Here is a 21,132-nt window from a genome sequence, read left to right as displayed (position 1 = left end):
GGCTTAATATTGTATGACGGTTTCACTATCCGCCAGATAACCTGCGTCTTTCGCAATGTATTCTCCCGGATTCAAACCTTTTAATACTTCAATATTTTGGTTATTACGATTGCCGGTTTTTACGGCCCTGGCCTGAAAAATATTGCTTCCCTGCTCTGAAACTGCTTTTCGAACCCAAACAATGGCATTATCGCCCAAGTAATAGACACTGCTGGCCGGTACCATCATGGATTTAGAACTAACGGAAACAGTTGCCGTGATAAGCGAATTTTGTTTCAGCCTTTTGCGGCTGTTAGACAGATATAACCGCACTTGCGTAAACTTTTGACCGCCCATATATACCTGTTCAACCATGGGGATAACGGATTGAAAGGTTTGTTCCGGGAACAATTCACTTTTCACCACTACATTTACGCCCGGTTTTAATATCTTCTCGTTCTCATGTGAAAAAGACACGATACCCCATACTTCCCGGAAATCGTTAATCCAGAATATGGTCTGGTCTTTACTAACATACATGCCTTCCCGTATGGAATTATCGGATAGCGTTGTGCCAGGAATGTCTGTGGAAGAACCTGCCTGATTATTCATTCCACTGCCCATGCCACCCGGTGTGTTTTGGGCAGCCATGACACCCCCGGAAGCTGATGGGTTAAATAGCACATACCCTTCAAAAGGACTATAAACGGTTATGGTAGCAGGTGCAGCACCACTTTGATCAATTTTCAATATTTGATCCTTTTTCAACCCGAGCAGTAACAACTTTTGTCTTGCTTTGGCCATCAAAACCGTATCCATGCTTTTGCGCTGTATATAAAGGTATTCAGAAACGTAGGTGTTCAATTCCGGACTGTATAGCTCCATGATCTTCTCCCCTTTTCGTACATACTGATAATTGTACTTTACATAAAGCCGCTCAATGCGCCCACCGATTCGCATGGGGATTTTACGGTTTCTGCGAAGGTCAACCGTAACGTACCCATTGCCGTTGATGGTAAATTGTCCCCTGCTGTCTCCCACCAGAATTGCCGTTTGTTTTGAAATCACAGTTTGATTGGCAGGCAACCTGTTCCATTGGGTTTCATCGGTCGGCACTTTTCCCCCCTTCGGGTTTATCATCACCTCCCGTTTGGTTATATTTTCCGAAGCTTCCATTTGCTCATGATCTGCCATCGCCGGGCTTTTATTTATACCCTTTATGCTATCTTTTCCAGCCGGATGTTTTCCGTTCTGTTCCGGATCATCTGATTTTGAATTGCAGGATGCTATCAACAGCAATAGAAAAAAGACCAGGCAAAATGCGCTGAGTTGATTGCAGATATGTTGTTGTTGATTTTTCATGGCTTACTTTATTTGCCGCTGGTACTCATATTCTGCCTGAAGGGAAAATACCTGCCCTAATTTATCAGTGCGCTCTATTTTTTTCATCAGCAGCATGTTCCAGGCATCCAGCAGTGTAAAAAACCTCCCTGTATTTTGGCGATAGGCAATCAGGTTACTTTCGAGGTTTTTCTGGTAGGCCGGAATAATACTGGTATCTAAATTTTGCAGCTGCAGGTTTTCGTAGTTTAACATCGTAATCCGTTCACGGATCATCTGGGCAGCCATCAGTCGCATGGTAGCCCGTTCATTTTCCATAGCTTCAATTTCAAAATTCATTGAAAGCACCTCCGACTTATACATACGGGATGACCAGGGAACTATGGGTACGGTAATCATTCCCATAATACTAAACTGGTTGGCCATGCCAAACATTTGCGCATGGCTAACCTGAATGCCAAAATCTGGCTTAGAGCCCGTTGCCGCTAGCCGCCGGTTGCTTCGCATGGAGTTTATCCGACTTTCAACCGCAAGAAGGTCGCTACGGTTCAGCAAGGATGTATCGGAAGTGTTCAGGAAATCCGATTGATAGTCGTTTGGCACAAGAACTGAATCAATTGAAAAAGGTGCATCCACATTTCTGCTCATTAATGTGTTTAGCCCTATACTACTTTCGGCAATCTGCGAAAGCAGCATGGTTTCCATATTTTTCAATTCACTATATGACGCCTCGGCTTTAAAAATGGCAGGTAAATCGGCCTGGTTGTAAACGTATTTATCCTTTGCTGTCTTGATAAGCATTTGTAAGAGATTACCGTATTCACTTATCAGTTTCATTTTCTTTTCTGCCGTATATCGCCGGTAGTAGTAAAGTCGTGCGGTATAATGCAGCACATTCTTTTCCCATTCTGCCTCATTAACAGAAATTTTCTGCTGTGAGAGGATATAATCACGCTTAGCATTAAGCTTCGAAGGATTTGGTATCATTTGCTCGACCGAAAACATGATCCCTGCCTGGTTCATGGGAGAGTTTTCTTTGATCATCCCTAGTTGGTAGGGAAACTTGTCCATTGCCACCGAAACAGTTGGCGGCATCCAGCTTTTAGCACCCTCTGCAAGAGCTTTAATGCTATTGATCCGGCTTTGATAAAGGCGCAATAGAGGATATGATTGATCAATTTCAGTGAAAACATCTCCAAGTGAAAGACGGTCAGTAACCTGAGCTCTTGAGGAGCCGGTTATTACAATTAGCAAGAGCACTAATAAAATAATTTTTCTCATGATCGTATCCTCTTTATTATTCCCCAATGTCCAGCACTTCCATTTTCCCATGCTTTTTCAACTCCCATTCCCTGACCAGATTATAAATAACCGGCAGTACAATCAGCACAAAAAGGGTCGCAGTTATCAACCCGAATACAAAAGGGATCGTGATGGGCTTCATGACGTCACTTCCTGTGCCCGTGGAAGCCAGCACCGGGATCAAACCCAGTATGTTGGCCAGCACGGTCATGAGCAGCGGCCGCACCCTTTGCGTGGCCCCAAAAAGAATAGCTTCTTTTAGCATGAGAGGGCTAATCGATTGCGAACTGTTCCCTTTTTCCTGTACGAGTTTCTTCACCGTGTCGTTCATATAGGAAATCATCAGAACGCCCGTGCTTACCGCCACTCCAAAAAGGGCGATAAATCCCACAGCAACAGCTACTGAGAAGTTTACATCGTAAAAATACAAGGAATATACCCCGCCGATAAGCGCTACCGGAACGCTGATAAAGACCATCAGAACTGCCTTGTACGAGTGAAAAGTGACGAAAAGGATAAAGGCGATAATCAGCAATACGATAGGTATAATGATGGTGAGGCGTTTGTTCGCACGCACCTGGTTCTCATACTGGCCGCTCCATTCGACATAGTATCCCTGCGGCAGCCTTTTAAAAGCTTCATCAACCCGTTGCTTGGCCTCGTTTACAACACTGCCCATATCTCGCCCGCGAACATCAAACAGCACCGTGCCCCTTAACATGGCATTTTCAGAATTGATCATAGGCGGCCCTTCACTGATGTTTATATCAGCAACCGCCGAAAGCGGGACCACCCCGTAATTCATGCTTTGTACTGGAATTCTTGCGATCTCATCGATATCATTCCTGTAATCCTGTGCCAGGCGCAAGTTTACATTAAAACGTTCCCTGCCTTCCACCGTGGTGGTCAGCATCATCCCGCCTAATGCACTCTCAATTACCATATTCACATCATCCACATTCAACCCATAACGGGCAATATCGCGTCGCCTTATTTTGATATCGAGGTATTTACCGCCCGTAAGCTGCTCCACATATAAATCCTGCAAGCCTTCGATTCCTTGTACGGTCTTTTCTACTTGTCGGCCAATATTATATATACTGTCCAGGTTCTTTCCATAAATTTTAACTCCTACGTCCGTCCGAATACCTGTAGAGAGCATATTTACACGGTTTATAATAGGCTGTGTCCATCCTACCACCACCCCCGGTATGCGAATCTTCTCATTCATCTCCGCAATGAGTTTTTCTTTGCTTAGACCCTCGCGCCATAACTTTTTAGGCTTTAAAATGATGATCGTCTCGATCATACTGATAGGCGAATTATCGGTCGCGGTGTAGGCACGCCCTGCTTTACCCAATACATTCTCCACTTCAGGGAAACCTTTGATGATCTTATCCTGCAATTGCATAATTCTTTTCGCTTCCGAATTAGAGACATCCGGCAAGGTAACCGGCATGAGCAATAAGGAGCCTTCATCAAGGGGCGGCATAAACTCTGTTCCCAAATTGGTAACTAATGGAATGCTGCCGATCAGTAATGCCAGGCAGACAGCCAGAACCGTTTTACGCCAGGTAAGACAAAACCGGGCGACAGGTTTATAGAGGGTAACAAAGAAGTTAGATACCGGATTTCGACTTTCGGGTATAAGATTGCCCTTCATGAAAGTACGGATGAGCATCGGGGCTACAGTAATAGCAAGAATGGCTGCACCTATTAGTGAGAAGGTTTTAGTTAACACCAAAGGTGAGAACAATTTTTTTTCCTGCCCGGTTAAGAATAAAATGGGCGCAAAAGAAATGATCATGATCAGGACAGAGAAAAAAACAGCCCGTCCCACGGTGCGGGATGATTCCTGTATAATCGCCACGCGCTCGTCATCGGTAATTTCGTTTGTATTGCCGATCCGTTCTTTGTCTTTATTTAGTTTTTCTGTGGACATATTAGTTTGTTCCCTGGTCGTTTAAAACACGGTTTGTTAAAGATCTGTAAGCATTTTCGGCCATAACAATTGCCGGGTCTACTACATCACCAATGGCCAAGGCAATTCCTCCAAGGGACATGATGTTGGAGGTTACGCCGAATAATTGCATCAGAATAAAACCAATAAGAACGGATAGCAGGATGCAAGCAATGGCAATGAGGCCGCTACGGATGCTGAACAAGAAAATAATGACCACAATAGAAACGATCAATATCATTTGCCAAAGCGATGCCGTCAATGTATCGATAGCGGAAAGTATCAGGCTACTCCGGTCGTAAGCCGTTTTAAATTTTACACCGGCAGGCAGTCCTTTTTCCACCTCCTTCATTTTGATCTTTGTCCGTTCAATTACATCTTTGGCATTTTCTCCAAAGCGCATCACAACAATGCCACCCACGACCTCCCCTTCACCATTCTCTTCCACAATACCTAGCCGCAGATCTGGCGACATCTGGACATCAGCTACATCACTTAGAAAAACGGGAATTGATTTGTAGTTACCTATGGAAATATCCTTTATATCTTCCAGCCCGGTGATATAGCCTTGCCCTCTGATAAGATACCCCGTGGAATTCATTTCATAAAGGCTTCCCCCCACGTCGCGGTTATTTGCCGCAACAGCCTTGGTTATATCCATTAGGGGAATTCCATAATAAATTAGCTTGTGAGGATCAATCGTTACCTGATAAAGCTTCTGGAAGCCACCAAAGGAAGCTACCTCGCTTACTCCTTCTACATTCTGTAAAGCAAATTTCACATACCAATCCTGTAATGCCCGGAGTTCCCCAAGGTTATAACCATCACCATCAAGGGTATACCAGTAAACATGTCCGAGACCTGTGCCGTCAGGGCCCAATGTGGGGGTAACCCCTTGTGGCAAAAAACGCTGGGCATAATTCAGTCGTTCTAACACCCTGGTACGTGCCCAGTATTCATCTACACCGTCATCAAAGACCACGAAAATGAAGCTCATCCCAAACATGGAAGCCGCCCGGATAGACTTTATCTTTGGAATGCCCTGCAGGTTGGAAACCAGGGGATAGGTAATCTGGTCTTCCATGATGGTGGGGTTCCGGCCCATGTATTCCGTGTAAATGATCACCTGGTTCTCAGAAAGATCAGGTATGGCATCCACGGGCATTTCCATGATGGAGTAGATGCCGCCTATAACGATGAAAGCGATACCTAACCAAACAAAAAAACGGTTATTTATAGACCAGGAGATAATTTTTTCAATCATGATGCCCTGATTAAATTGTTGCAGGTGTATGAAGCATATTATTTTGGTAAGACAGGTAAAAGGTAAACCCGAATGGTCTATTTGTTCATTTGAATTTCCCTTATGAACAAAATCTCTTCCTAATAAATGCCGCCTTCAATCAGCTTCTTTACTCACTCCTACACTATGAAGAGACCCATGAAGCTTTTTCCGGTAAAAAGAAGTTTTTCCCGTGACGCTTTGATGATATCAATGTCTTCGTATTGTATAGCCTTGGATGAATCTTTAGAATCTAACCTGAGCATTTATAAATAACCCGTAAGGTAGTAACCGCTCCCTTCTTTTGGATCGATTACTACCATCTATTAAGTTACTGGGTTTTATTCTGTAATAGCCAGTTAAGCTTATACATTTTATGAAAATTATCATACTTAATAAGATCAGCCTCGCTTTCAAAATTTGCATCTATCGCGTCATGGAAAGCATGATTGGCCGGAAATGCTTTTTTCAAATTTGTTTTGGTTAACGCCATCAGAACATCGGATGATTTTGTTGTAAAAAAATATTTAGGGCGGTATTTTTCCCCTTCCTTAGCCGAGTGTGCCCGATGCACATACTTGTAAATAATTAACGGTTCCCCGGGATTAACTACGGTGTATCCTTTGGATACTGTCGCAGTTTGAGATGTGATCGCTTTCTTTTGGGCCATTACTTGTGAAACAGTAAAGGGGGCAATAGCGATTAATGCCAGTAGGATTAACTTTTTCATTGTTTTAATTTTTAATATACATGGAAAGTCTTGTGCAAAAGGCTAGGGAAAGAAAATTAGATAGACGAAACGATCGAACTTTAGATTGCTGGGTACTACTCAAAAAGAACGTATTATATCCTAAAAACGCAGTTATGGATAAACAAAGATATGTCTTGCCGTGGTCCATTTCTGAGGAGATGTGCATCCGTTAATGAAGCAACATTACCAGCAGTGCATTCAAAAACAGAATGATTTACGCCAATTGAGGTAGACTGCAGACGATAAGAAGCATCAGAAACCTTTTGCCCATGGTCAGATTTAATAAGCTTTTGCTCGTTCTTGCAGCAGCCCTTGCTCTCAATCTCTTTCATGCCGCAATTCGGGCAGTTTCCATCATTACTTTGTGAGAAGCCCCAGTCAACGACTTCCCCCATACACCAATGCATGCTTACCATTACACCGGAAGAGGTAGTGATATATAAAAGGGCTAGTATGAAAACTGTAATTCTCTTCACTGCAGTATTAATCTGAGTTAAAGGTATTAATGCTATTTATAAGGTGCTATGACGTTGGGTGTACAAAAATGTGACATTTATCAAGTTTTCAGCCCGTACAAACTTTGAAGCAATTTTATAGTAAAATGGCGGATTTCAACGGTTTTATCCAGGTTTCCAGAAGTTCGTAATTGAAAAGCAGTGGACTTTATGACCAGCCAGAGTTCGGCACGGAATCAGCCTTCTAAAACAAAATCAGGGACGTCAGCAACGAAGTAACTCATCCAGAATCGAAGGCAAAAATATAGAACTACTACCAGGGGTGGAAATGACACCTGGTTTCCCGCTGCCGTTCTGCAGTTGGGGTGCCCGGCATATAGTGTTTAAGTAGCTATATTATGTTATTTTTCGCCAATGCTTAATGCATAAATATATCTCTCAGTAGCAAAAGCATAATTGCCGAACCCGCACTTATGCTTTGTAATCACTAAAAGTAAACGCCTTGAACTTATTTAATTCAGGAGCAAGATGATGGAACATCTTTGTTTCTGCGCAAATGCGGTAGGAGCTAGAAACAGGATAAATAGAAACGACATAATTGTCTTCATGTGCTTTAAATGATTATAAGGTTTTTTTAATAAGACTAGACTCAGTTAATAAGTTATTGTAATTCCTCCCCCATAACCCATATCGCTGTCATAGTGGGTAGAGAACCCAAAATATTTGGTTACGACATAACGCAATCCGGCCATATACTCCTTATCGGTATTGCCTGTCAAATTCAGCCTCAACCTTGGCGTAACAGGTATATCCTCCCGTGTCAATTGAAACCGAAACTTTCCCTTGCTATCAACTCTGGCTTCCGCTAACACCAGCATGGGCAGGGTGTATTGAACACCCGCGACAAAAGCCTGCCTGTTTGTTTGATTGCTCAGTTGCCCAAAAAAGTTTTTTTCACTTTCGTTCCTCACACTGTTATAATGATAGTCGAATCCGATGAAGGGAAATAACCATTGCATTTTACCTATATACCTTCCAAAATACGTTTCGCTCTCGGTACCATGCATGGCCTTTAAGCCCAGCCGCCATTCTGTAGAAAAACGATAGCGGGTACTGCCAAGCATCAATTCCCCGTCGCTGCCGTTGCTTTCCAGACCGACAGTTGCCATTGGGTGGAATTGCCGGTCGTCGGAATTTAAGCCCCGCCTAGCTCCTTTCGTGTCGGTAATATCGGTTTTGGCAATCAGAGGATTGTCGTAGCTGAACACCCTGCCCATACCGCTCATCATGTGGTACAAGATGTGGCAATGGAAAAACCAATCGCCTCCTGCTTCTGTAGCAGCAAATTCGATAGTGTCCCTCTCCATCGGCATGATGTCAATGACGTTTTTCATCGGGGCGTTCTCACCCTGTTCGTTCAGAACTCTGAAATCATGTCCGTGCAGGTGCATTGGATGGCGCATCATGCTGTTGTTGAACATAATAATTCGTAGGTTTTCGCCCTTTTTGATCATTATTTTATCACTTTCGGAAACCACTTTATTATCCAGGCTCCACACATAGCGGTTCATGTTACCGGTCAGCTCGAATTTCAATTCTCTCCAGGGCCCCTCAGTTAATGTGGTTTTTTTGGGATCTCGTAGCATGTTGTAATTGAGCGTGACAATATCCGAAGACTCAGCATTCATAAACTCCTTGTTCTGGTTGTTCATGTTTTGCATGTCGTGCCCCTCCTTCGCCGCCTTTTTCTTCATGCTGTCTTCCTTCGTCTTGTCCATGTCCTGCATGTTGTGCTCCTTCATATCCGGCTTTTGCGTGGAATCTCTCTTCATGTCCATCGTTCTTTCATCAATCGGCATTCCCCTGCCATTATCTTCGCCGGTAATTTCCGGGTACATTACGGTGTTCATATCCATGGCCTGGTTCTGCATCTTCATGCCCTCCATTTCGATCAGGTTGCCCTGCATATCCATCATGTCGTTCATCATTTTCATCCCGGCAAAATATTTCAGCTTGGGCATCTTCCCGGCCGGCACTTTCTCTCCTCTTCCCAGCCATAAAGAGGCTGATTTTGTCCGATCTTCGGGAGTTACCAAAAATTCATAACTCTTATTTTCAGGAATAGTCACCACTACATCGTAGGTTTCGGACACGGCAATTATCAGCCGGTCCACTTCCACCGGTTCCACATCATTTCCATCGGTAGCCACAACCGTTATTTTACCGCCCGCATACTTCAGCCAGAAGTAATCAGATGCACCTGCGTTAGCTATTCGCAGTCTTACCTTATCGCCTGCTTTGAACTTAGGCTGTTCATTCTGGTTTTTGCCGTTTATCAGAAAAGCATCATAATAAACGTCGCTCACGTCCATGGCAGTCATGCGTTTCCATTCATTGTTTATTTTAGTTTTAAAATGCCCGGCTTTGATAGCCTCTGAATAACTTTGTGTAGCGCCTTTTTGTATCGCAAACCAATCGTTGGCATTCTTCAGGCTTCGATGCACTTCTTCCGGGTTCATATCTGTCCATTCACTTAACACTACAGGAATGGTCGGAATGCTCCACTCTGCCCTCTTGTTCATGATGAATGCACCGTACATACCAATTTGCTCCTGCAATTTACTATGGCTATGGTACCAATGCGTGCCATGCTGTATAATAGGGAATTTATATAAATAAGTTGCGCCTGGCTTTATAGGCATCTGTGTAAGAAAGGGCACGCCGTCCATTCTGTTTGGTAAAAATAAACCATGCCAGTGGAGGGACGTTTCTTCATCTAAATTATTGTGCACATATATTTCTGCGGTGTCACCTTGAGTAAAAGTCAATGTAGGCATAGGTATTTGCCCGTTAACCGCAATGGCCCGTTTTGATTTTTTACCATAAGTCACCGTGGTATCGGCAATGTACAGATCGTAACGGACGGTACGGGGCGGCCGGGTGCTGGCAATAGTTATTATGGGGCCTAAATTTGCCTTTGCCATTTTTATATTGGCAAGGGTTGCATTATCATCGTCCATCTCCATTTCGTGCCCGCCTTCCGCATGGGCAGGCATTACATGCCTATCCTTATTTTCAGGCTTTTTAGTGGTGTCTTTCATGGGCACATGCGTTTCTGCGGACTTTTTCGGAGCAGTTGCCCGAGGCTTTTCTTTTACTAAAGTCATTCCGCATTTGGGGCAGTTTCCTGGCTTGCCCGAATGGATCTCCGGGTGCATGGGACAGGTGTACGTTACTTGCCCCAAAGGTTTAGCGGTACTTTGCTTCGGCGATGGTTTCATTTCAGGCTTATTGCCAGTTTTTTGGGGCAAGCTTTTTTTAGCCGGGGCAGGTATTTTTGGTTTAGCAGCCTTAGGCTTCTGAACAATTAGTTTCATCCCGCATTTGGGACAGTTCCCGGGCTTGTTCGTCTGCACTTCAGGGTGCATCGGGCAGGTATAAACTTCCTGTTTCTTTATTCCAGTGGGGCTATGTCCTTCATGTTGGGCAAATGATATATGGCCCGCAAAAACCACTAGTATAAGTATTAATATCTTTTTCATCATTTCAATTGTTTAGTGAAAGACTGTCTCTTGTTTTTATCGCCCAGTTGACCAGGAGATCTTTGTCCTCCCTGGAAAGTTTCGCTTTACCATGCATCCAGGTATACGATGGTAAAGGCATGGTTTCGTCTTTTACGCTGCCGGCTATTGCTTTTAACTTGCTAAGCTGCCTGCGTTTTGAATAATTTTCAAAATCGCTGAAGTTTAACTCCTCCTTCCCCTTTTTTATGTGAGAGGCCATCCACCAGCTAACTGGCTGGATTTTGGCATACCACGGATACCGGGTATTATTACTGTGGCAATCATAACAGGAAGTTTCCAAAATAGCCTGCACATGATTAGGCACATTATACATGTTGGTAAAATGAACCGGTACAACCTCCCTTTTATCAACGTTAGGGGTAGGTTGTATCAATTGAATGGCTACCATTAGAACTAGCAAAACCAATAATCCTGCTTTTAACCGGCTCATGCTCGTTAATTTAATTCTTCCTTAACCGAACCGCAGGTAGGCATCGATTGCCCTAAGTAAGGATTTTGAATCTCTTTAGTTTCGCTAAGCCAATTAGCACCCTTGTTATTATTATACATCGGGCAGTTCGTGTAATACAGTTTTTGCCCGGCTCCAAATTCTTTAACCAGATCATAAAGATCCTTACTCAATATGTCAAAATGCTCACGTTGATGTCCGATATTACCCGCATTCGCGCCGATATGTTCTGTGTGTTCCCTGGCATCCTCTTCTATATCATTATATACCTGGGCTTGTTCGGTGGTTAGCGTAGCTTTATCAAAACTGCCGAATGCTTTCACCATTTCATTAGCGGCAGCAGCGGCACCTCCATCATCATCTTTTGTTAAGGCATTTTTGATTTGCAGGTAACCGTTTAACAGCGGTTCTATGTAAGCTGTGGCTGTACCTTGCTTTGTATCCGGTTCCACGGTTGCAGTAGAAGCAGGATTTTCTTCCGTTTGATTTTTTGGCGTGCCGTTATTGCAGGCAGCGAAAAACAAGGTTAACAGGGCAATGCTAAAAATTAAGGTTTTCATAATATTAAAATTTAAATGGTGAATGGCGATTTCTTTTGAATTACCGGCAGCACTTTTTTATAAAAAGGAACCGGAATATCTTTTTAGGATCGTTGACGTGCGTTGCATTATTGGCGGAAACTGGCAAACCCGTATTTGCAAGCAAATAGGGGTTATTAACCTGTAGCAGATTATTTTATAGTTTCAACAACTTTCCCGCAGTTAAGCATGGCGCTTCCGTAATAGGGGTTTTTGATTGCGGCTTCCTTGCTGAGCCATCCTGCCTTTTTCATCGGGCAGTAAGTCTTGTAAATAGGTTCTGTACTGAGCTCGGTAGTTTTAGCCAGGGCAAACATCTGGTCGGAGAAACCAGCGAAGTATTCGCGTTGTTTCCTGATGTCTTTGGTTTTCGAAATATTGGCGGCACTTTTTAATAACGCGCTGCGGTTTTCTTCCGAAAGTGTTTTGGCATCTAACGCATCGGCGGCTTTTAGAAACTCCGCGGCCTTTGCGGCCGCTTCATCAGCTTTGCCGCCTACTAAGGCATCCTTAACGTCATAGTATAAGGAGAGTAATTGATCAGGTTGAGTTTTATTGGCATTATTTTGTGCAAAGCTGTTTTGCACAAATGTAGTTGCTATCAGGGCAACCATAAAAAATATCGTTTTCATTTGAATTGATTTTAATGTTTATCCAATAATTATCGGCATGAAGGTAACCCGCCATGCAATCAGGGCAAAAACATTAAATCAAATTTGAAAACTCTGGATGGCTATACGTATTTCGGGTATAGGGGGATGATAACTTCGTGCAAAATATTTACGTCCTGATATAAGTTTATCCGACCCATAGGCATCAAAATGATACGAGCCGGAAAGAAAAAGGGCGAAAAATACGGGTTGAAGGTTGAAGTCAAAAGATTGCGGAGCACGCTTATCGATTTGCTCAAAATCAATAACTTCATCCGTGCAACAGTCATCTATAGCGTTCTCAGCATGCTCATGATCCTTTATCGTATCATCATGCGAATGAGAACTATCGTGTTTGTGAGTGGCAGCAGCTTTTTGTTCATGAACATGCGGCTCACTAGATTTACGGCTTAAGGAAGCATTTTCATCACCATGATGGGACTCATTAAGCTTCATATCAAATTCAACAGTGCAAGCAAAGCCTACAATCGTGTTCAAAGAAAACACAATTAATAGAAAAGCGGCTTTGAGCTGTATGGATGAACTTCTTTTCATTGCTGAATACTAAAGTAAAACTATTACCGAAAAAAATCATATCATTAAGGCAAATTTAGCTTACCTGCTCTATATCGTTTTATATAATTACAGGAAATACTTATATAATTATTTGTATTTCTTGGTCATATACAGAGTAAGCATGTTCAAGAAGTGAACTAAATTGACCGATGTAAGTTTGTAGCAGGAAATAAATTCATTTATTTGCTGTGAACTCAAACTTGCTGAATAATGACCCTAAGAAATAACCCATACTTTTTATCTGCCATTTTCTACCTGATGCTTTCAAGCTGCACGTCGGGTTCCTCATCTCAAAAAAAGGTAAATCCTCCGATCACGGTAAAGCAGGAAAAGGCTGCCCTGGTAATCCTGGAACAACCGGAATCAGACACACTTAAAGGTAGTTTAAAAGCGGAGGCACAAGGCAATATTGGAACTGCAAACATCAAAATCAAGTATCACTCGCCTGCTGTCCGGGGCAGAGTGGTTTGGGGAGGTTTGGTACCTTTTGACCAGGTTTGGGTAACCGGAGCACACAGTGCCACCAGTCTGGAAACCGATAAGGAATTAACAATCGGAGGAACGAAATTACCGGCAGGTAAATATGCAGTGTTTACAATCCCTGGTAAAGAAGAATGGATAGTGATTATTAACAAAAACTGGCAGCAGCATTTGGCGGATAACTATTCGGATAAAGAGGACCTGGTACGGGTTAGATTACAGCCCGAAATGCAGCAAGAAAACCAGGAACGTTTGCGATATCAAATTCTTCCTGAATCCGCAAATGATGGTCACATAGTTTTCAGCTGGGAAAAAGCTCGGCTATCCTTACCAGTAAACCAATAATACTAATAATGATACTTGCTTTTATGTAAAGCACTAAATTAGGTTCTTACTGGCTTTACCTTTTGAGAAGCTGAAAACTTAGGTAATAAATCAAAACAGGTAGAATCATAAACTGTAAAATGGGTGAAAGACCAACATTAATAAGGGGGATGATGGGCATAGAATCAGTATAAGTCCAGGTGCCTGATGACACATAGAATTTCTCAACCACAATGGAACCTATAGCCCCGGCTAACACCATCAACAAAATTGTGGATGATGTTAGCCGGACCAGAAGCGGCTTCCTGTAAAACAGAGCACAACACATAAAAAGCAAGAGAACCATTATAGCATCTGCCACCGCGGCTGATGCACAAAATGCAATACTCTTCAAGTTATAAGTATCCATTTTGTATAAAGGCATTTGCAAGACCTCCCAGGCAAAATTGAGGAGAAATGCCAAAACCAGCACAATAAGAACATAACGAGTAAAGGTTGTTTTGTTTGGTGCTGCCTTTTTTAAAACGAAGTAAACAGAAACTGATACTATCAGGGCAATAACCGGTATCAGGAAAATTGCAGGTGGTAAATTGTCCATCAACACGATAGTTTAAGAATTTATCTCAATTTAACCTGACTTTTCCATTTTTTAAACTCAGCAATTTCCATATTTTGATCTTCAACTATCTTTGTAGCCATTGATTTTAGATTATCATCCTTGCCATATTGAAGAAAGCCCTTTGCCATATCAACAGCACTTTGATGATGCGGTATCATCATAATTACAAATTGATGATCAGTTGAAGAAGCACTATCGTCATCCATTTTAGGCATATTCATCATCTCCATCATGCTTTCTTCCATTGATTTCGCAAAACCTTCATTTTTTTTAGTTGGATCATAATTCTTTGCAGGGTTTTTATGAGCATCAACAAAGGCTTGCAATTCTTTAATCTCCGTCTTTTGATTCTCGATAATTTTTTGAGCCATTTGTTTAAGCGTTGTATCTTCACCGGATTGCAATTCAATAGCGGCCATATCAACCGCTCCCTGGTGATGCCTTTGCATCATCATAGCAAAATCTACATCCGCGTTGCCCGTCATGGTCATTTGCTTCATAGCATCCATCATCCCGGACATTGCGGACATCATTTCATTACTCTTCATTGAATCCATTCCGTCCATTGACATTGAAGATTCATCGTCTTGCATGGTTGAATCATTACCCGCCGTTTCCGAAGACCGATTTTGACAGGCTCCGATTAGCATAACCAGTGCAAGAGCAGAAATTAAAAATTTGAAATTTTTCATGTATTTAATTTTAAAGGTGCTTAAATCTTTAACTGAAATTTCTAATAACTTGATTCATGCGTTAGTACATCTAACGCCAGACAGATTATCCTGATTTTAACATTGCAACATTGCAACAGGACTTCTCTTCGTTCGAGAATAACAGGGCACAGATATCTTTAGCATCAAGTTGTTCGCATAATGACCTACCCTGAACGCCAGGTTCAAAAGGTTAAACGGCAGTTGCCATTTCTTCGCAAGCGGCAGCACACTCACGGCAAGCCTGGCCGCATTCTCTGCAATGATCCATGCCCATCTCCGCATGCTTTTCACATTCTTCCGCACAAGCGTTGCAAACATCGGCGCAAATACGGCATAAGTGGGCGCTGTATTCACTCCCCAAGCTCATCAGTTCGGCTGCTGACCTGCAGATGGCCGCACATTCCAGGTCCAGTTGAATACACCTGGCCATCATTTTTACATCTTCTTCTTTCAAACATTCGGTAGCACAGTGGCTACATTCTACTGCACAGGCCACACAGGCATCGATGCAGTTTTGGAATTTTTCATGTGACATAATAATCGTGTTAAATGAATCAATTATAATTGTTTGTTGCTTCGTCAGTAATCATTATCGTTGCTATTGTGCATAAAGTATTTATGCAGTGATTATGGTTCAGCCGGTGATCAAGACTATATCTTCCTATTCACTATCGGCCGAATTGTAAATGAACATATGGCTAAAGGACAATCTATAAACGCTTTGGTTCTGATTTTTCGAAATCATCCCCTAATGGACGAAAATCAAAAACGGTTCAGTCGGCGTAATCCTACCTTTTTATAAAAAAGTAACTCTCTCTTAAAATAAATTCGTCCATGTCACCACCTCGTATTTAAAAGGAAGTTAATTTTATTGGAAGTTTTATCATAAACCAATAGAATATGGCAATCGACTTCACAAAAGCAAGCTTCAAAGACTTTGAAAATGTACCCGGTGCGGACGCATGGGTCAGAGCGGATCTATTTAATGATTATCTTAAGTACCTGGCTCATAAAGGTCATTTAAACTACCGACTGGTATCCACTACCGGTTGTGGCCCTGAAATGGAGATTATTTTTGATAAGAATCAAAATCCAAAATCCTATGTCAGTTTCGTCTCTAATGATTACCTGGGTTTTACTCAGCATCCGAAAATCAAAGAGGCGGTAATTGAGGGTATCCAACAATACGGTTCCGGGGCCGGGGCCTCGCCTGCTATTGGAGGACAGTTCAGTTACCACGAAGAACTTGAAAAGAAGATTGCTGCCTTTTTCAACAGAGATAGTGCTATCATTTACACCACCGGCTACACAGCCAACAGTGCCACTTTAATGAGCCTGCTGCAAAAAGAAGATTTGGCTATAGTGGATATGGCCGTGCATGCCAGTGTATATGAAGGCTGTCTGTTAACCAATCAGAAAGTCTTCCTGCATAATCGAATGGATATTTTAGAAAGATTTCTTAAAGAAGCAAAGTATAAATACCGCACTAAGATGGTAATTGTCGATGGTGTTATTCTCAGGATGGCGACATGGCCCCCCTCGACAAGATACTTGAATTATGCCGCCATTACGGTGCATACATGTGTGTTGACGATGCACATGGCGTAGGTGTGATCGGACAAACCGGCCGGGGCGCGATGGAGAAATATGGAATTATGCAAGAGGTCGACCTAATTACAGGTACCTTCAGTAAGACGTTTGCCAATGTTGGCGGGTATGTGATTGCTGATCCTAACCTGATTAATTTCTTGAAGTATCAAAGCCGACAGCATTTATTTTCGGCAACTTCAACTCCTGCCGCTGCCGGAATTCTTCGGGCCATCGACCTTTTGGATGAAGAACCGCAATGGAAAAATAGACTCTGGGATAATATAAGCTACTTTAAATCCGGCTTAATTAATCTAGGTATGGATATAGGCACCACTGAATCCGCCATTATCCCCGTCAAAATTGGCGATGCAGCCACTACCGGCGAAGCAGGCAAGCTGCTTATGAAGGCTGGTATTTACACCAATCCGATTATTTATCCGGCAGTTTCTAAAAAGAATGCGAGAATAAGAATGAGTGTTATGGCAACACATACCAGGGAACAGCTGGACAAGGCATTGAACGCATTTGAATATGCTGATCAGAAACTTCATATCTCTAAAAACACCGGATCTAATCTATAATAGTATGGAAAACCAAGTTAGACCAGCCCGCAAACCAAGAAGGTCGAAAGACAAAGAACTTGCTAAGCTTGAACTCATATTTGCAGTCGGCGAAATTATCCGTACTAAAGGGTACACCGGATTGGGTGTCAATAAAATAGCCAAGCAAGCAGGGTTGAATAAAAAGTTGATCTACCGTTATTTTGGGACGGTAGATCAACTCATCGAACAATATGTCGTTGAGAAAGACTTTTGGATGATAACCTCTGAAGAACTACGAGTAAACGCTGCGGCCGAATCTAAAATGGACCTTAAAGATCTCATTTCAAATATCCTGGAGGAGCAGTTTCATTTTTTTTTCAAGGAAGAAGAAATTCAGGAACTCATTCTATGGGAGCTTACCGGCAAAAGCCCTCTTATGAACAGCATTTCAAACGCGAGAGAAGACCTGGGCGAAAAAATTTTAAAACTAACAGATGAACATTTCAAAGACTCTAAGCTAAATTTCAGGGCCTTAAGCGCACTGCTGACCGCTGGAATCTATTATATAGTTCTGCATGGCAAAGTAAGCACCTTCTGCGGATTAGATATACGAAACACGGAAGACCGCGAAGAAATACTGAAAACATTGAAGTTCGTTATCCAAATTGCTTTTGAGCATGCAAAAAAAACCTAACCATATAATATGGACAACCCAGCACATATAGATTTGCTTTTCCTTCTCTTTGAAAAACATCAGCCAGTAAAGGAAAACCTTTCCCTAAAGCTGAAGGACTTCCTTGCTCGGGTGGTAAAAGAAAGATTATACAGAAAAAATCATCTGCTTTTAAATGAACACGATGTACCCTTATATGCATGGTATATAGTAAAAGGTTCAGCGAGGGTATATTTCTATGATCAGCGATCTAGTCGTGAAATAACCAGCTGGTTCTGGTATGAAGGAGAATTGATGTTATCACTCAGGAGCTTTTTCCGGCAGAAAGAATCCGGTGAATGCATTGAACTTTTAGAGGAAAGTACACTGCTTCTCATCTCCGCAGCTGATATTGAGATCATGATTAACCAATTTACGGAATACCGGTTCTTTGAACGAGCAATGATCGAAGAGTACCTGAGCCGGATTTCCGATCACCATCATGATATGGTAAGGAAGGATAGTAAATACAAGTTCAGCAAACTAATGAAAGCACATAAAGAGATTTTTAACCTGGCTTATCTTAAAGATATTGCATGCTTCTTAAATATTCATCCTGCTACATTAAGCCATCTCCGCTCGGAAAAATGATTTGAATATTACTTCTCTCTACCCGATTGCGGTCTGTAAAGTGGCCCAATGGCTTATAAAGCACGAGCAACAAAAAACACCACAAATTGGGTATCGCGGCCAATTGGCAAATGCCAACCAATAAACCTGCCCAGCACTGCCCAAAATCTTTTTCAATAGCATCTTTCGGGCCGTTGAAGGTTCTCTTATAGCAATCTAACTCCCCTAAGAATAGAGTTTAAAGGCCAGCCGTGTTTCCGGTACCAACTCGCCCACAACTACTTCAATTACTTGATTGGCAAAATAGCATTCACTACTTGCCATAACGCATTTGATTAATTGCTTAAACGATGTTCGATGACCCGAAGTTAAACGGAGCTTTAGGTAAAGGAATCTATTATAAAAATGGATCTGCATTTATGAAAACAAACAGGATCATTGAAATCGTTTCCGCTCTTCTCATCATCCTCTGGGTTTATGCAGCTACAAGTAAGCTGATTGCTTTCGACCAAAGTCGCACCCAGATGCTGGAACAGGTATTCCCCGCCGCATTATCAGAATTCCTCGCCATGGCTGTGCCGCTGACTGAATTTTGTGCTGCCGGTTTATTGATAGTTTCACAGACCAGAACCATAGGGCTCTACTTGTCTCTGCTCCTGCTACTTAATTTTAACATTTACATCATCGCAGTTTCGCTTAATCTCTTTGACCGTATACCCTGCTCATGCGGCGGGATACTGGAGAACATGAGCTGGACGGAACATCTCCTCTTTAATCTATTTTTCCTCGTGTTAACACTTATTGCATTGATACAAACATCAGAAGACGGGAGGACTATGGGGAAGGCGGTTTAGTTGCGATGGTTGTATTGTAGATAATCCGATCATCAACGAATGATATAAATCCATTAAGGAGAAGCCGAAAACCTTGAGAGTAGGCATTCAATTAAATTTAAAAGTCATGTTTACAAATAAAATCAATACCGGACTGATCGCCCTTGTAATAGGTGCATCAACAGCATTTGCATTCAATGCACCTGCAGCGAAACCAGCAAATAGCCTCGCACTGGAATGGTTTCAGTATAATGGAGGCAATATAACCAGCCCCAATAGTTACAGCAAGTTGCCCTCAATGCCAAGCTGTGACGGTTCTGGTGACAGATGTGCTATTCAGGCACCAGAAAATGGAAGCACCGGTAAACCCACTGTTGCCGGCGCCACCAACCCGGATGATGTTAAGCTGCATTTCTAGGAGCTAACAGAAAAGGTCCCGTGCACAACGTACGGGACCTTTTTCTTGAATTAATTCTGAGCCATCCCACTGGCATCAATAACCACCTGTGGAATCGGGAAAACATATCTGCTTTCCGGAGTGAGCAAATACTTTTTGCCCATTGATACTTTTTCAATTGTTTTCTTAAATGCTGGCTCAGCATTCAGGCGGTTCAAATCGCTCCAGCGCAGGTTTCTTAACAAAAGTTCCTTTCTGCGCTCATCCAGTATGATCTTTAATGCTTCTTCATTTGTATCGGCAATCAATGGTGTAAAAGTTCCATCCCATCTCGTGACCATAAGCTGGTTTAGTACTTTCATTGCCTGATCTTTATTACCTGTCCTGGCCAAACATTCGGCAGCTATCAGGTAAACCTCATCATTGGCAATCCCTCCAAATGGAGTGTGCGATCCGTCATAGCTTCCTCTAAAAGCAATCTCATCCGGACCATGGTTTTTGAAGAACAGCTTTTTTCGCAGATCATTGTCGGCGTATTCATGGTATAGTTTTTCATCGATGCGTCCGTAAGGATAGGCTAGTGCGCGGTCGAGCATTATTGTAGCATGGAAAATCACCTCCTCGTTATCCCGCCGCATTGGATAGGCTGCGGCCGGATTAACCATCTTATAATCAATCAGGGCTGGATATAACTGCATTGACTTTTGCGCATATTCAAGCGCCTTGTTATATTCCCTCATGGTTAAATAAGTACGGGCGAGCATAGCATAAGCAGCAGTAAGGGTAGGTTCCGTCTTAAAGGTGGTTTTAACAGGAAGCAAAGCAACTGCTTGTTCCAGGTCAGCAATTACCTGTTGATAAGATTGCTCAACGGAGGCACGTGTTGATTTTTCGTTGATATCTGTATTTAGCTTTAGAACAATTCCTGGATCCTGCTTGGCCGAAGCTGGCAGATAGGGCTTCGCGAATTCCTGCAGCAAAGCATAAAATGCATATGCCCTGAAAAACAAGGCTGATCCGCGTACCTGGTTCCATTCTGTTTGGTTTGACTCATCCTTTTTTATGACGTCTGTTCCTTCAAAAGCCAGATTTGCATTGAAAACCACGGCATAAGATGCAGACCAATCGTTCCGCTCACTATCGTTAAAGACATCCCTTTTCCAGAGATACGAATTACAGGAGGTGGCTAAAACCTGGTAAATGGCCTGCCATACCGAATCGTGGATATAGACATTATCTGATGCTGCCTCACCCATTTTTGGATATTGCCGGTTCATGATATTAGTGTTATCCAGCAGCAGCTTAAGGTTCGAAAGCTTGTCAGAAGGCACCGCCAGTTCCTTGTCCGGTTTGATTTCCAGAAACTTTTCGCATGACAGGCTGGTGCATGCCAGCAAAAGGAGAGTGATGTATTTGTAGAATTTCATTTGATTAGTATTTAGTAGT

20 protein-coding genes and 1 pseudogene are annotated in these 21,132 nt (G+C 42.5%); 6 read left to right on the top strand and 15 right to left on the bottom strand.

Annotated features, from left to right (window positions below):
• Window positions 1–3: 3 nt before the first annotated feature.
• The 11 genes from AC1MCB_RS04890 to AC1MCB_RS04840 form a co-directional block, all read right to left on the bottom strand.
• Complete coding sequence (locus AC1MCB_RS04890) at window positions 4–1,341, bottom strand: hypothetical protein (protein ID WP_479967626.1); 1,338 nt, start codon at window positions 1,339–1,341, stop codon at window positions 4–6.
• A gap of 3 nt (window positions 1,342–1,344) precedes the next feature.
• The gene (locus tag AC1MCB_RS04885; RefSeq protein WP_479967625.1) at window positions 1,345–2,601 is read right to left on the bottom strand and encodes a TolC family protein; all 1,257 of its coding nucleotides are present in this window, start codon (window positions 2,599–2,601) and stop codon (window positions 1,345–1,347) included.
• A gap of 16 nt (window positions 2,602–2,617) precedes the next feature.
• Complete coding sequence (locus tag AC1MCB_RS04880) at window positions 2,618–4,564, bottom strand: efflux RND transporter permease subunit (RefSeq protein WP_479967624.1); 1,947 nt, start codon at window positions 4,562–4,564, stop codon at window positions 2,618–2,620.
• A gap of 1 nt (window position 4,565) precedes the next feature.
• The gene (locus tag AC1MCB_RS04875) at window positions 4,566–5,846 is read right to left on the bottom strand and encodes an efflux RND transporter permease subunit (RefSeq protein ID WP_479967623.1); all 1,281 of its coding nucleotides are present in this window, start codon (window positions 5,844–5,846) and stop codon (window positions 4,566–4,568) included.
• Window positions 5,847–6,195: 349 nt separating this feature from the next.
• Complete coding sequence (locus AC1MCB_RS04870) at window positions 6,196–6,594, bottom strand: hypothetical protein (RefSeq protein WP_479967622.1); 399 nt, start codon at window positions 6,592–6,594, stop codon at window positions 6,196–6,198.
• 113 nt (window positions 6,595–6,707) lie between these two features.
• The gene (locus tag AC1MCB_RS04865) at window positions 6,708–7,091 is read right to left on the bottom strand and encodes an HYC_CC_PP family protein (protein WP_479967621.1); all 384 of its coding nucleotides are present in this window, start codon (window positions 7,089–7,091) and stop codon (window positions 6,708–6,710) included.
• 632 nt (window positions 7,092–7,723) lie between these two features.
• Entirely contained in the window at window positions 7,724–10,615 is a 2,892-nt protein-coding gene (locus tag AC1MCB_RS04860; protein ID WP_479967620.1) for a multicopper oxidase domain-containing protein, read from the bottom strand.
• A gap of 1 nt (window position 10,616) precedes the next feature.
• On the bottom strand, window positions 10,617–11,084 hold the full coding sequence (locus tag AC1MCB_RS04855) for a heme-binding domain-containing protein (protein ID WP_479967619.1): 468 nt from the start codon (window positions 11,082–11,084) through the stop codon (window positions 10,617–10,619).
• Window positions 11,085–11,089: 5 nt separating this feature from the next.
• A complete protein-coding gene (locus tag AC1MCB_RS04850; protein WP_479967618.1) occupies window positions 11,090–11,662 on the bottom strand; it encodes a DUF3347 domain-containing protein in 573 nt (190 codons plus the stop codon).
• Between the two features lie 170 nt (window positions 11,663–11,832).
• On the bottom strand, window positions 11,833–12,312 hold the full coding sequence (locus AC1MCB_RS04845; RefSeq protein ID WP_479967617.1) for a DUF3347 domain-containing protein: 480 nt from the start codon (window positions 12,310–12,312) through the stop codon (window positions 11,833–11,835).
• A 78-nt stretch (window positions 12,313–12,390) separates the two neighbouring features.
• The gene (locus AC1MCB_RS04840) at window positions 12,391–12,885 is read right to left on the bottom strand and encodes a hypothetical protein (RefSeq protein ID WP_479967616.1); all 495 of its coding nucleotides are present in this window, start codon (window positions 12,883–12,885) and stop codon (window positions 12,391–12,393) included.
• A 231-nt stretch (window positions 12,886–13,116) separates the two neighbouring features.
• Between AC1MCB_RS04840 and AC1MCB_RS04835 the strand changes: the two genes are divergently transcribed.
• A complete protein-coding gene (locus tag AC1MCB_RS04835) occupies window positions 13,117–13,731 on the top strand; it encodes a DUF2911 domain-containing protein (protein ID WP_479967615.1) in 615 nt (204 codons plus the stop codon).
• A gap of 55 nt (window positions 13,732–13,786) precedes the next feature.
• Here AC1MCB_RS04835 and AC1MCB_RS04830 read toward each other — a convergent pair whose 3' ends face one another.
• From AC1MCB_RS04830 to AC1MCB_RS04820, 3 genes are all read right to left on the bottom strand, one after another.
• The gene (locus AC1MCB_RS04830; RefSeq protein WP_479967614.1) at window positions 13,787–14,308 is read right to left on the bottom strand and encodes a hypothetical protein; all 522 of its coding nucleotides are present in this window, start codon (window positions 14,306–14,308) and stop codon (window positions 13,787–13,789) included.
• Between the two features lie 20 nt (window positions 14,309–14,328).
• Window positions 14,329–15,021 (bottom strand): DUF305 domain-containing protein, encoded by a 693-nt coding sequence (locus AC1MCB_RS04825; RefSeq protein ID WP_479967613.1) that lies wholly within the window; start codon window positions 15,019–15,021, stop codon window positions 14,329–14,331.
• Between the two features lie 211 nt (window positions 15,022–15,232).
• On the bottom strand, window positions 15,233–15,577 hold the full coding sequence (locus AC1MCB_RS04820) for a four-helix bundle copper-binding protein (RefSeq protein ID WP_479967612.1): 345 nt from the start codon (window positions 15,575–15,577) through the stop codon (window positions 15,233–15,235).
• A gap of 365 nt (window positions 15,578–15,942) precedes the next feature.
• On the opposite strand from AC1MCB_RS04820, the pseudogene AC1MCB_RS04815 reads away from it, so the two are divergent.
• From AC1MCB_RS04815 to AC1MCB_RS04795, 5 genes and pseudogenes are all read left to right on the top strand, one after another.
• A pseudogene (locus AC1MCB_RS04815) lies at window positions 15,943–17,213 on the top strand (aminotransferase class I/II-fold pyridoxal phosphate-dependent enzyme).
• A gap of 4 nt (window positions 17,214–17,217) precedes the next feature.
• A complete protein-coding gene (locus AC1MCB_RS04810; protein WP_479967611.1) occupies window positions 17,218–17,868 on the top strand; it encodes a TetR/AcrR family transcriptional regulator in 651 nt (216 codons plus the stop codon).
• Between the two features lie 9 nt (window positions 17,869–17,877).
• Window positions 17,878–18,477, top strand: coding sequence for a Crp/Fnr family transcriptional regulator (locus AC1MCB_RS04805; protein WP_479967610.1), 600 nt, complete (start codon window positions 17,878–17,880; stop codon window positions 18,475–18,477).
• A 329-nt stretch (window positions 18,478–18,806) separates the two neighbouring features.
• Entirely contained in the window at window positions 18,807–19,310 is a 504-nt protein-coding gene (locus AC1MCB_RS04800; RefSeq protein ID WP_479967609.1) for a MauE/DoxX family redox-associated membrane protein, read from the top strand.
• Between the two features lie 106 nt (window positions 19,311–19,416).
• Window positions 19,417–19,707, top strand: a complete 291-nt coding sequence (locus AC1MCB_RS04795; RefSeq protein WP_479967608.1) for a hypothetical protein — start codon at window positions 19,417–19,419, stop codon at window positions 19,705–19,707.
• 50 nt (window positions 19,708–19,757) lie between these two features.
• Here AC1MCB_RS04795 and AC1MCB_RS04790 read toward each other — a convergent pair whose 3' ends face one another.
• Entirely contained in the window at window positions 19,758–21,113 is a 1,356-nt protein-coding gene (locus tag AC1MCB_RS04790) for a RagB/SusD family nutrient uptake outer membrane protein (RefSeq protein ID WP_479967607.1), read from the bottom strand.
• Window positions 21,114–21,132: the final 19 nt, after the last annotated feature.

Source organism: Daejeonella sp. AP26 (genome assembly GCF_056680515.1).
This window is presented reverse-complemented; position numbering and strand designations above follow the sequence as displayed.